Raw genomic sequence first — 12,587 nt, forward strand, 5'->3', positions numbered from 1 at the left:
CCGGATACGGGCCTTCGGGACTTTGGTCCCGGCTACGGACCGTAGCCGGGACCAAAGAATTCAACAGACTGTCAATGCCTCAGTGCGGCAAGGGCCTTGCCCATGACCTGATTGCGTGTCGCCTGGCCAGGCAGGTGTTCCAGACCGAGGCCCACGAGGACGGTGTCACGCGTGGTGACCGCCGCGTAGGGCCGGTACAGCTCACCGGTCCGGGACCAGTCGCCCACGATGTTGGGACTTCCGGCCGGTGCTGCCGACACGGCCCAGGTACCGAGCGAGGACTCGAAGCCCTCCGTCTCGGCCGCCTGGCCGCCGATCATCACCTGGGCGTTGTCGACGAAGACGCCGCGCAGCCCCGAGGCCGGGTCGGTGACATTGCTGATGGAGACCTCGACCTTCTTGCCCGCGTAGGCCGAGAGGTCGAAGGCCAGCGGCTTCCAGCCGTCGGAGGCGCCGGTCAGACTGTTCCATGCTCCGCTGGTTCCGCCCGCCGTGCACGTCGTACCGGTGCGGGTGAGATAGCGGCCCAGGAACGGGTGCCCCTTCATGAAGAAGCCGGCCCCGCACTCGGCGGGCACGGTCTGCGCGGTGTTCCCGTTCTTGTCGGGCAGCGTCGTCCAGTCGTCGCCGCCGTCCGTACGGGCCTCGAGCAGCGCGTGGTCGTAGCCGGGCTCGACGTTCCAGTTCATGACGAGCCGCAGCTCGGGAGCGTCGGCCGCGGTGACCCCGGTGAGGTCGATCGTGCGGGTCAGCCGCTGCCAGTCGCGGTCCGCGTGCACCGCGGAGGCCATGCCCGAGCCCTCGTACGGCGCGTACGGATTCGCAACGCCCGGGTACGTTCCGGCCTGCGCGCTGCGGAACAGCGGGAAGTCCTTCGCGGGCAGCGAGTCCGAGGTGACGGTGTAGCGGCCGGCCTTGTCGAGCGGGTTGCCCTCGGCGCCGGCCACGGGGGTGTCGATGCCCTTGAGGGCGCCGTCCCCCTTGAAGGTGGTGGCCCCGGGCGCCGTGAGGCGCTCGTACGCACCGAGGTAGTACTGCGCGAAGTCGTCGGAGTTCGCACGGCCCACCCGCACGTTCCCGCCCGCGCGCTCACCGGCGACGATCAGCTTGCCGCCCTCGTTGAGGTAGGAGCGGACGGCGAGGGTGGTGGGACCGCCGGGTGCCGGGTCGCCGGTGTAGTGGACGGCCGCGTCGAAGTGCGCGAGGACGCCCAGCGGGTGCGGGGCGCCCTGGGTGGCGACGTCCCAGACGACGGCGCTGCGGCCGTTGGCCTTCAGCGCGTCCACGTACTTCTGCGCGTGCTGCTGCGCGGCGCCTTCCTCCGCGATGACGAGCATGGAGGCGCGGGGCCGCTCGGCGACGGTGTACGTGAAGTGCTCGCTGGAGACCCGCTCCCCCTTCGCCGTACGGCCCGTGTACCAGACCTCGACCTCGTCGCCCGGGTCCGCGTCCTCGACCTCGGCACGGTACTCGTCGAAGTAGTGGTTGTCCTCGCCGCCGAAGCGCTCACCGCCGCGCCACGCCTTGAGGTCCTCGTCGTGCGTACGGCCGCCGTTGACGCGGTAGTTGAGCTCCTTGTCGCGTACCGACTTGCGGACGGTCACGGAGACTTCCTGGTCACGGCCGCGCGCGTACGAGGTGGTGAACTTGTCGACCGTGAAGTCGGGCGCGTCGATGCCGACCGGCGAGGAGGGCTGGTCGGGGTGCAGCGTGGTCTCGGCGACGGCCAGCGCGAACGGGATGTTCTTGGCGAACTCGTCCTGGATGAGCTTCTCGTCGTCCGGGAAGGTGAAGCCGGAGCCGCAGTCCTCGGGGATCCACGGGTCGTCCGGGTCAAGCTCGGAGATGGTCTGGCAGGTGGACATCTCCGGCGTGAACATCGCCATGCCGTTGACGTTGCCCGCGTGTCCGTCGGCCTCGCCGTTGGTGGTGTACAGCTCCGAGGAGAGCTGCGGGCGGTAGCCGGGGATCGCGGAGTTCTCCGGCGTGCCGGCCAGCGCCTTGAGGAGCACGTCGTCCGGCGTGGGCGTCGCGACCTGCCAGCCCACCCCGTAGAGCAGCAGCTCGGCGGCGGAGTGGTAGTTGATGCCGTACGTGAAGCCGATGCGCTTCTGGAAGCGGTCGATCGCGACGGTCTCGGGCTCCGAGCCCGGGGAGGCGCCGCGGAAAGTCTCGTTGGAGGGGTCGGGCGACGAACCCTCGTTGTCGTAGCCCCACTTGTAGGCGAAGTTGCGGTTGAGGTCCACGCCGTCGGCGGCGGTGTGCTTGCCGTCCTTGTCGTTGTCCCGCATGTTCTTGCGCCACTCGCGGTCGCCGTCGGGGGCGTGCGTGTAGTCGTAGCCGTCCGGGTTCGCGGAGAGGACGAACCACAGCTCGGTGCGGTCCACGAGCTTGGTGATCCGCGGGTCCTTGCCGTAGTTGTCGAGGTAGTGGTGCATGAGGCGGCGGGTCATCTCGGGCGTGATCCACTCGCGGGCGTGCTGGTTGGACATGTAGAGCGTGGCGGGCTTGGCGCCGTCGCGGTACTTGTCCGCACCCTTGGTGATCTTGAGGGCGAGGATGTCCTGGCCCTTGACGGTCTTCCCGATGGAGACGACCTTCGTCAGGCTGTCGTTCGCCTGACCGGTCCGCACGATCTCTTCCTTGAGGCCGCCCTCGCCGCTGTACGGACGGAAGACCCCGTCCCCGGCGGCCGCGAGCTTCTTCCGGGTCTGGGCGGAGATCTTCTGCTCGGACATCTCGACGCCCTGCTCGCGCAGCCCGTCCGCCTGCTTGTCGGTCAGATACAGCTCGACACTCGCGGTGCCCTTCTGCGGTGCCCGCTCGGCCAGTTCATGACCGTCCTGACCCGCCTTCAGCAGGAGCGGCACCTGCTCCTTGGTGACCTCGGCACGGAACACCTTGATGGCGTCCGCGGCGGGATCCTCGGCGCCCGGCGCTTTCGCCTGGGCCGTCGGGGCGGCGAGTAAGCCGCCCGCCAGGAGTGCAGCCGCGGCGAGCACCGCGTTCGCTCTTCGTCTCATGAGCCCCCCTTGCGGTTGTCCGGCACATTTGTGCACGGACGACAGGCTCATGACACTCCATGATCATGTCAATATGGCCGGTCGCACTCGGATTGCGCCGCCATGAAGTGGAATGCGCGCCAACTCCTTGGATGCTCCCAGGTGTTGGGCGGTACCGACGGTCGGAAAAGCCCCGCTCACCAGACTCGGGCGGCAGTATGCTTCCCCTGCCGAATCGGGCATTCACCTCTTCTTCGGATACGAGGCTTCTTCGGATACGAGGCTTCGCAGGGCACGAGCCGTTCACGGGGCACTGCGGCTTCTTCGCGTACGGGGGACAGCATGCTGGACCAAGCACTGATCGCCTTGGCCTCGGCGGCCGGGGTCGCGGTGGCGCAGGCGGCGGGCACGGACGCCTGGCAGGGCATCCGCGAGCGCGTGGCCAGGCTCTTCGGCCGGGGTCCCGCGCCGGAGGCCGGCGAGGACGCGGCGCTTGCACGCCTCGACCGTACGGCGGCGGAGCTGGAGGGCACGGCATCCGAGGAGGCCGTGGCGGCCGCCTGGGAGACCCGGTTCCGCGATCTGCTCGCGGACGCGGGGGACGCCGAGCGCGCCGAGGTCGCGCAGCAGCTGCGTGAACTTGTCGCCCTGGCAAGGGAGTCGGGCGGCCAGGTCGTGGGCGAGGGCATCACGGTGACGGGCGATGTGCACATCGATGCGCAGGACGGCTCGGTGGCGGGGCTCAGGATCGGGAACGTGACCCTCGGAAACCCTCGTCAGCCGGGCACGGACGGGAGCTGACCGCGCCCGGCGGGCCCGGCGCGACGCGTCGGGCCCTGCAGGCTCCTCGCTTCGCCGCCCCGGGGCAGCCCCTGTCCGTGGGGCGGCCCCTGGCGGCGCGGCAGCCCTTCATCGTGCAGGACGTGAACGTCGTCGCCCCGTCCGGCGGGGTCGGGGCCGCGATCATCAACAACCTGAACCAGTACCTCCCGCCGCGCCCCGCGACGGTGTGGCCGGTCCGGATGGGCGCGGTGCCGCCACTCGCCTCCGCCTTCCAGCCGCGTACGGACCTGCGCGAGCGGATCGACGCGGCGGGTCCCGCCGTCGTGCTCAGCGGGGGCGGCGGGGTCGGCAAGTCCCATCTGGCGGCCGCCTGCGCCCATCAGGCCCTGGCCGACGGCACCGACCTGGTGCTGTGGGTGGACGCCGCCGACCCGCAGCGGATCGAGGCGGAGTTCGCGGAGGCCGCGTACCGGGTCGGCGCGAACGGAGCGGAAGGGCAGGACACGGCGGCGGACGCGGCGGCCTTCCGTGACTGGCTGGCCACCACGACCCGGTCGTGGCTTGTCGTCCTCGACCAGCTCGCGGACGGCTCGGACCTCGTCGCCTGGTGGCCGCCGCGGCCCGCCTCCGGGCGCGGACGGGTCCTGGCGACGACCCGTCTGCGGGACGCGGTGCTGTCCGGCGGAGGCCGCGCGACCGTCGACGTGGACGTCTACGAACCCGGCGAGGCAGCCGCGTATCTGCGCGAACGACTCGGCGGCGCGGGCCGAGGGCACCTGGCCGACACGGCGGCCGGGCAACTCCTGCACGCGCTGGGGTCGCTGCCGCTCGCGGTCTCGCACGCGGCGGCCTACCTGATCAACGAGGAGGTGACCTGCGCGGACTACCTGCGGCTGTTCACGGATCAGCGCTCCCGCCTGGACGCGCTGCTGCCGCCCGAGGCCGACACCGAGGGGTACGGCCGTCCGGTCGCCGCGGCCCTGCTCCTGACCCTGGACGCCGCCCAGCGCCGCGCGCCGCTGGGCTTGGCGGCACCTGCCCTGTGCCTGTCCGCCCATCTGGACCCGTCGGGCCATCCGCTGAGCCTGTGGGCGGACGAGGCCGTGCGGGAGTACCTCGGGAGACTGCGCGAGCAGGCCGGCGGCTCGGGCGACGCGGACGGCGGGACCGCTCTCGTCACCGAGCAGGAGGCGCGCGGCGCCGTGCGGTTGCTGCACCGCTACGGACTGCTCGCGAGCGACCCGGAACAGAACGCCCGCGCCGTCCGCATCCACGCCCTCACCGCACGCGCCACCCGCGAGAACACCTCCGAGGAGCTCTCCGGCATGGCGATCCTGGCCGCCGCCGACGCCCTCGTCCTCACCTGGCCCGACCAGGAACACACCGACCGCGAACTGGCGGCTGCCCTGCGGGCCAACGCCCAGACTCTCACCGCCCTGGCGGGCGAGCTGCTGTGGCGCGGCGGTGACGACCACCCGCTCCCGTACGTGCTCGGGCACAGCCTGACGGAGGCAGGAGCATATGGGGCCGCGATCACTCACTGGCAGCGGCTGATCGCCGACGTGGAACGGCGGAGCGGCCCGGACCAGCCCGGCGCGCTGTACGCCCGCGACAAGCTGGTGGACGTCCTCCGGCTCGACTGGCGCGTCGCCGAGGCGGCCTCGGCCGCCGAGCGGCTCGTCGCCGACTACGAGCGGCTCGCGGGGGAGGACTCCGTCGACACCGCGTCCGCCCGCGGCACGCTGGCCATCTGTTACTGGCTGGCCGGGCGCGCCGCCGAGGCGGTCGCCCTGGCGGAGCGCACGGCCGGCGACCTTGTCCGGCTGCTCGGCGCCGACCATCCGGAGTCGCTCACCGCACGGCACAACGTGGCGGCCTTCTACACGCAGGTGGGGCGGGCGGAGGAGGCCGTCGCGATCGAGGAGGAGATCCTGCCGCTGCGCGAACGGCTCCTGGGCGAGGACGATCCGGCGACCCTCACCTCGCGCAGCGTCCTGGCCGCGGGGTATGTGTCGACCGGCCGGGACGACGAAGGAATCGCGCTCGAGGAGCGCGTGCTCGACGACCGGGTGCGGGTCCTGGGCGCGGACCATCCGACCACGCTGGAGAACCGCGGCAGTCTCGCCGGCCACTACTACGGGACGGGCCGCATCAGCGAGGCCGTCGCACTGCAGGAACAGGTCCTCGCCGACGCCGAGCGGGCGCTCGGCGCGGACCATCCGACCACGGTCCTCTTCCGCGGCAACCTGGCCGCCGGGTACGCACAGTCGGGGCAGTGGGAGCGGGCGCTGCCCCTGCAGGAGCGCGCCGCCGCGGACGCCGAACGCGTCCTGGGCGCCGAGGACCCGTACGCCTTGATGGTGCGGAACAACCTCGGTGACACGTATACGAGAACGGGGCGGTACGACGAGGCCGTGGCGGTCCTCGAACAGGTCGTCGAGGACAGCGAGCGGGTGCTCGGCGAGGACCATCCCGATACGAGCGACGCCCGCGGGAACCTGGGCGCGGCCTATCTGGAGGCGGGGCGCGCGCAGGATGCCGTCCCGTACCTCGAACGGTTCGCCGCCGACTGCGAGGCCGCGGCGAACGGCCAGGACCACGCCGCCGTCCGCGCCTGGATCAACGTGGCCGCGGCGCTGCAGCGGGCGGGCGCGCCCGAGGAGGCCGTGGAGGTCCTTGAGCAGCTGGCCGAGGAGACCGTACGGCAGCACGGGCCCGGCCATGAGCTCACCCTGGAGACGCGCGCCGCGCTGGCGATCGCGTACCGGAAGGTGCGGCGGGTCGGTGCGACGCTGCGCACGTTGGGCCAGGTGATCGGCGGAGCCGCCCGTGGGCGGCGGCGGGGCTGAGGCCTCGGCGAACAGGACCGCGCGGGTCGGTCGTGGTGATCTCGACGTCGCCCTGCTCGGCGGACATGCCGAAGGGGCGGAGCAAGCGCTCCGCCCCTTCGGCATGCGACGTGCGAGGAACCTGTGAGGGACCTCAACCCGCCAGGTTGTCGGCCATCTCCTCCGTCAGATTCGACTCCGTACCCGGGATCCCCAGGTCCGAGGCCCGCTTGTCCGCCATCGCGAGGAGACGGCGGATCCGGCCCGCGACCGCGTCCTTCGTGAGCGGCGGGTCGGCGAGCGCGCCCAGCTCCTCCAGGGAGGCCTGCTTGTGCTCCATGCGCAGCCGGCCCGCGGCCGCGAGGTGCTCGGGGACCTCGTCCTGGAGGATCTCCAGGGCCCGCTGCACGCGCGCGCCGGCCGCGACCGCGGCACGGGCCGAGCGGCGCAGGTTGGCGTCGTCGAAGTTCGCGAGGCGGTTGGCGGTGGCGCGGACCTCGCGGCGCATGCGCCGCTCCTCCCAGGCGAGCACGGCCTCGTGCGCGCCGAGGCGGGTGAGCAGCGCGCCGATCGCGTCACCGTCGCGGACGACGACGCGGTCCACGCCGCGCACCTCGCGGGCCTTCGCCGCGATGGAGAGCCGGCGTGCGGCGCCCACGAGGGCGAGCGCGGCCTCCGGGCCGGGGCAGGTCACCTCGAGGGACGAGGAGCGGCCGGGCTCCGTGAGCGAGCCGTGCGCGAGGAACGCGCCGCGCCACGCGGCCTCGGCATCGCAGGTCGCGCCGGAGACCACCTGCGGCGGCAGCCCGCGGATCGGACGGCCGCGGCCGTCCACCAGGCCGGTCTGGCGCGCCAGCTGGTCGCCGCCCGCGACGACCCGTACGACGAAACGCGAACCGCGGCGCAGACCGCCCGCGGCCATCACCATCAGCTCCGAGCCGTGCCCGAAGATCTCCAGGATGTCCTTCTTGAGGCGGCGCGCGGCCATCGCCGTGTCCAGCTCCGCCTCGATCACAATGCGCCCGCTGACCAGGTGGAGGCCGCCCGCGAACCGAAGAATCGCCGAGACCTCCGCCTTCCTGCAGCAGGTCCGGGTGACGGGGAGCCGGGAGATCTCATCCTTCACCGCTGCCGTCATCGCCATGGGCCGATCCTTCCATGCATCCGAAAAATACGGTCGTACGCGGCGGCCAGCAGCACCGGATCGTGCTTGGCGGAGCTGTCGGCAGCGGCCACCGGCGCCAGCTCGACCTCGGCTCCGAGCCGCTTCGCAGCGTGCGTCAGAGACTCCGGGTCGGGCACGGCGGCCTGGTCGGCCAGCACCACGTCCAGGGCGAGTTTAGGGGCGTGTCGGGCCAAAACCTCCAAATGACGCTGCGGTGAGAAGCCATCGGTTTCGCCGGGTTGGGGCGCAAGGTTGAGCGAGAGGACACGCCGGGCCTTCGTCTCGACGAGCGCATCGAGCAGTTCAGGCACCAGAAGATGCGGGATCACGGACGAGAACCAGGAGCCCGGACCGAGCACCACCCAGTCCGCGTCGAGGACCGCCGCGACCGCCTCGGGGACGGCCGGCGGGTCGTGCGGGACGAGGTGCACGGACTGCACTTCGCCCGGGGTGAGCGCCACGTTCGCCTGGCCGCGGACCGTGTCCACGGCGTCGGGGTGTGCCGCGTCATGGCCCTTGACCAGGGCCTCAAGCTCCAGCGGCACGGCGGACATCGGCAGCACACGGCCGTGCGCGCCGAGCAGCCTGCCGACCAGGTCCAGTGCCTTGACGTGGTCGCCGAGCTGCTCCCACAGGGCGACGATCAGCAGATTGCCGACCGCGTGGTCGTGCAGCTCGCCCTGCGACTGGAAGCGGTGCTGGATGACCCTCGACCAGGTCTGGCCCCAGTCGTCGTCCCCGCACAGGGCCGCGAGGGCCTTGCGCAGGTCGCCGGGCGGCAGGACGCCCAGCTCGTCACGGAGCCGGCCGCTGGAGCCGCCGTCGTCGGCGACCGTGACCACCGCGGTCAGCGCGCCGGTGATGCGGCGCAGCGCAGCGAGCGAGGCGGACAGACCCATGCCGCCGCCCAGCGCCACGACCTTGGGCTGGGCGCCTCGCTTGCGGCTCAGACGGTTCAGACGCCCCAGCCGGGGAGTCGGCTTCACTCGCGCCCCATGTCCCGGTGGACGACCACCGTCTCCACGCCTTCGGCGGCCAGGCGCGCGGCCAGCTTCTCGGACATCGCGACGGAGCGGTGCTTGCCGCCGGTGCAGCCGACCGCGATGGTCACATAGCGCTTGCCCTCGCGGCGGTAGCCCGTGGCGATGAGCTGGAGCAGCTCGGCGTAGCGGTCGAGGAACTCCTTGGCGCCGGGCTGGTTGAAGACATAGCCCGATACCTCCTCGTTGAGGCCGGTGAAGGGCCGCAGCTCGGGGACCCAGTGCGGGTTCGGCAGGAAGCGGCAGTCCACCACGAGGTCGGCGTCGACCGGCAGGCCGTACTTGTAGCCGAACGACATGACGGTGGCGCGCAGCTCCGGCTCGTCGTCGCCCGCGAACTGGGCGTCCATCTTGGCGCGCAGTTCGTGCACGTTGAGGCTGGAGGTGTCGATCACCAGGTCGGCGTCGCCGCGCAGCTCGCGCAGGAGCTCGCGCTCGGCGGCGATGCCGTCGACGATCCGGCCGTCGCCCTGCAGCGGGTGCGGGCGGCGCACGGACTCGAAGCGGCGCACCAGGGCCTCGTCGGAGGACTCCAGGAAGACGATGCGGCGCGTGACGTTCTTCGCCTCCAGGTCCGCGAGGGACTGGCGGAGGTTGTCGAAGAAGCGCCGGCCGCGCACATCGACGACGACGGCGATCCGCGCGACATTGCCCTGCGAGCGGGCGCCCAGCTCCACCATGGTGGGGATCAGGGCGGGCGGAAGGTTGTCGACCACGAACCAGCCGAGGTCCTCCAGGCACTTGGCCGCGGTGGAGCGGCCCGCACCCGACATACCGGAGATGATCACCAGCTCGGGGATGGCGGCCTCGGCCGCCTCTCCGGCCACGATCGTGGTGTTGCCCGTACTCACCTGTGCTCCATCGTCGTGCTCGGTCATCTGTCCTGCCCCCGTCGGTCGTGATCGGTCTTATTCCATGATCTCTCCGGTCGCGGTGTTCACCGCGGGCGCGGCGGGCTCCGCCGTGGCGAAGGCCGCCACGATGGTCTCCGCGGTCTTGCGCCCTATGCCCGGAACCTCGCAGATCTGGTCAATTGTGGCGGACCGGAGCCGCTTCACCGAACCGAAGTGCTTGATGAGCGCCTGCTTACGTGTCTCGCCCAGGCCCGGCACGGCATCGAGCGGGCTGCTCCGGATCCTCTTGTTGCGCTTGCTGCGCTGGTACTGGATCGCGAAACGGTGCGCCTCGTCCCGTACCCGCTGAAGAAGATAGAGCCCTTCGCTGGAGCGCGGGAGCACGACGGGATCGTCCTCGCCCGGCAGCCAGACCTCCTCCAGGCGCTTGGCGAGACCGCAGACCGCGACATCGTCGATGCCCAGTTCGTCCATGGCCCGCTTGGCGGCCGCGACCTGCGGCTGCCCGCCGTCGACGACGACGAGCTGCGGCGGATACGCGAACTTCTTGGGGCGCCCGTCTTCCTCGGTGGGCCCCGCCGCGACGGAACCGTCCTCGTCCGGCGCCCACTCCCCCGTCTTCTCCTTCTCCGCGAGATAGCGGCGGAAGCGGCGGGTGATCACCTCGTGCATCGAGCGGACGTCGTCCTGCCCTTCGAAGCCCTTGATCTGGAAGCGCCGGTACTCGCTCTTGCGCGCGAGACCGTCCTCGAAGACCACCATCGAGGCCACCACGTCATCGCCCTGCAGATGGGAGATGTCGAAGCACTCGATACGGAGCGGGGCGCTGTCGAGGTCGAGCGCGGCCGCGATCTCCTCCAGGGCCCGCGAGCGGGTGGTCAGGTCGGAGGCGCGCTTGGTCTTGTGCAGGACGAGGGACTGCTGGGCATTGCGCTGCACCGTCTCCATCAGGGCCCGCTTGTCGCCGCGCTGCGGGATGCGCAGGCTGACGCCCGCACCGCGCTTGTCGGTCAGCCAGGCCGTGACGGCCGCCTCGTCCTCGGGCAGTGCAGGGACGAGGACCTCCTTCGGTACGGCGTCGCCGCTCTCCTCGCCGTACAGCTGCTGCAGGGCGTGCTCGACCAGATCGGCGCTGGTGACGGCCTCGACCTTGTCGGTGACCCAGCCGCGCTGGCCGCGCACGCGTCCGCCGCGCACGTGGAAGATCTGCACGGCCGCTTCCAGCTCGTCCTCGGCGAGCGCGATCAGGTCGGCGTCGGTGGCGTCGGCGAGGACGACGGCGCTCTTCTCCATCGCGCGCCGCAAGGCCTCGATGTCGTCGCGCAGGCGCGCCGCCCGCTCGTACTCCATCTCCTCGGCGGCTTCCCGCATGTCCTTCTCGAGCCTGCGGATGTACGCGCCCGTGCGGCCCGCCATGAAGTCGCAGAAGTCCTCGGCCAGTTCGCGGTGCTCCTCCGCGTCGACGCGGCCGACGCACGGGGCCGAGCACTTGCCGATGTAGCCGAGGAGGCAGGGGCGGCCGGTGCGCGCGGCGTTCTTGAAGACGCCCGCGGAGCAGGTGCGCACCGGGAAGACGCGCAGCATCAGGTCGACGGTCTCGCGGATCGCCCAGGCATGGCCGTACGGCCCGAAGTAGCGCACGCCCTTCTTCTTGGCGCCGCGCATCACCTGGACCCGCGGGAACTCCTCATTGAGGGTGACCGCGAGATACGGATAGCTCTTGTCGTCGCGGTACTTGACGTTGAACCGCGGGTCGAACTCCTTGATCCAGCTGTATTCCAGCTGCAGCGCCTCGACCTCGGTGGCGACGACCGTCCACTCCACGGAGGCGGCGGTGGTCACCATCGTGGCCGTGCGCGGGTGCAGGCTCGCGAGCGGCTGGAAGTAGTTCGCAAGCCGCTGGCGCAGGGATTTGGCCTTGCCGACGTAGATCACCCGGCGGTGCTCGTCGCGGAATTTGTAGACCCCCGGCGAGTCGGGGATCTGTCCCGGCTTGGGGCGGTAGCTGGAGGGGTCGGCCATGGCATCCACCCTACTGGCGGGCACCGACAGACCGGGCGGCCGCACGGGGGTCCGCCCGCGCCGCCGGTCCGGTGCCGCCCGCTCCCGCCCGCCTACCGCGATTCGAGGAACGTGAGGACGGCCAGGACCCGGCGGTGGTCGTCGGTGTCCTCCGGGAGCCGGAGCTTGCTCATGATCGAGCGGACGTGCTTCTCGACGGTGCCCTCGGTGACCCAAAGACGCCGTCCGATACCGGCGTTGGAGCGGCCCTCCGCCATCAGTTCGAGGACCTCGCGCTCGCGGGCGCTGAGCAGCGCGAGCGGATCGTCGCGGCGCTGCGCGGCGACCAGCTCCTGCACCAGGGACGGGTCGACCACCGAGCCGCCCTTCGCGATCCGGTCGAGGGTCTCCAGGAACTCGTCCACGTCCGTGATCCGGCTCTTGAGCAGATAGCCGATGCGGCGGCCGCCGGCGAGCAGCGCGAGGGCGTCCTCCACCTCCACGTACGCGGAGAGCACGAGGATGCCCGTCGAGGGGAACTTCTCGCGGATCACCGAGGCGGCCCGCAACCCCTCCGTGGAGTGCTCGGGCGGCATCCGGATGTCGACCACCGCCAGCTCCGGGCGGTACTCGGCGACCAGGGCGAGCAGCGCCTCGCCGTCGCCTGCCTGGCCGACGACCGCGTAGCCCACGCGCTCGCACAGGCTCGCCAGGCCCTCGCGGAGCAGGACGTCGTCGTCGGCGAGGACGATCCGTCCCTTCGGTGTGCTGCGTCGCGCACCCGTGCCCTCCGGCACGGCTGCGCCGTGTGGCATCCCCATGGCCGGCCCCTCCCCCTGCGGCGTCCACCGGACGGTCCTGGGACAGCCTGCCCGACCAGGGGGTCTTCCTGCTAGCCGGAAGAACCGGGAGGT

General features: G+C 71.6%; 8 protein-coding genes. 2 read left to right on the forward strand and 6 right to left on the reverse strand.

Going from position 1 to position 12,587, the window contains the following annotated elements; translation table 11 throughout:
• Window positions 1-71: 71 nt before the first annotated feature.
• Window positions 72-3,023 (reverse strand): M14 family zinc carboxypeptidase, encoded by a 2,952-nt coding sequence (locus tag ACIBI4_RS16155; RefSeq protein ID WP_399204511.1) that lies wholly within the window; start codon window positions 3,021-3,023, stop codon window positions 72-74.
• A gap of 321 nt (window positions 3,024-3,344) precedes the next feature.
• Between ACIBI4_RS16155 and ACIBI4_RS16160 the strand changes: the two genes are divergently transcribed.
• A complete protein-coding gene (locus tag ACIBI4_RS16160; RefSeq protein ID WP_399204512.1) occupies window positions 3,345-3,803 on the forward strand; it encodes a hypothetical protein in 459 nt (152 codons plus the stop codon).
• 77 nt (window positions 3,804-3,880) lie between these two features.
• Window positions 3,881-6,634 (forward strand): tetratricopeptide repeat protein, encoded by a 2,754-nt coding sequence (locus tag ACIBI4_RS16165; protein WP_399204513.1) that lies wholly within the window; start codon window positions 3,881-3,883, stop codon window positions 6,632-6,634.
• A 133-nt stretch (window positions 6,635-6,767) separates the two neighbouring features.
• On the opposite strand, the gene whiA is transcribed toward ACIBI4_RS16165, so the two are convergent.
• The 5 genes from whiA to ACIBI4_RS16190 form a co-directional block, all read right to left on the reverse strand.
• Complete coding sequence (gene whiA, locus ACIBI4_RS16170) at window positions 6,768-7,757, reverse strand: DNA-binding protein WhiA (protein ID WP_399204514.1); 990 nt, start codon at window positions 7,755-7,757, stop codon at window positions 6,768-6,770.
• Window positions 7,748-8,764: a uridine diphosphate-N-acetylglucosamine-binding protein YvcK gene (gene yvcK / locus ACIBI4_RS16175; RefSeq protein ID WP_399204515.1), complete on the reverse strand. Its 1,017-nt coding sequence runs from the start codon at window positions 8,762-8,764 to the stop codon at window positions 7,748-7,750. Before yvcK ends, whiA begins: the two co-directional genes overlap by 10 nt.
• Window positions 8,761-9,696: an RNase adapter RapZ gene (gene rapZ / locus ACIBI4_RS16180; RefSeq protein ID WP_399204516.1), complete on the reverse strand. Its 936-nt coding sequence runs from the start codon at window positions 9,694-9,696 to the stop codon at window positions 8,761-8,763. The genes yvcK and rapZ overlap by 4 nt, the downstream gene beginning before the upstream one ends.
• Window positions 9,697-9,726: 30 nt before the next feature.
• Complete coding sequence (uvrC, locus tag ACIBI4_RS16185) at window positions 9,727-11,694, reverse strand: excinuclease ABC subunit UvrC (RefSeq protein ID WP_399204517.1); 1,968 nt, start codon at window positions 11,692-11,694, stop codon at window positions 9,727-9,729.
• Window positions 11,695-11,786: 92 nt separating this feature from the next.
• On the reverse strand, window positions 11,787-12,488 hold the full coding sequence (locus tag ACIBI4_RS16190; RefSeq protein ID WP_399204816.1) for a response regulator: 702 nt from the start codon (window positions 12,486-12,488) through the stop codon (window positions 11,787-11,789).
• Window positions 12,489-12,587: the final 99 nt, after the last annotated feature.

Source organism: Streptomyces sp. NPDC050418 (assembly GCF_044458745.1).
Lineage (GTDB): Bacteria > Actinomycetota > Actinomycetes > Streptomycetales > Streptomycetaceae > Streptomyces.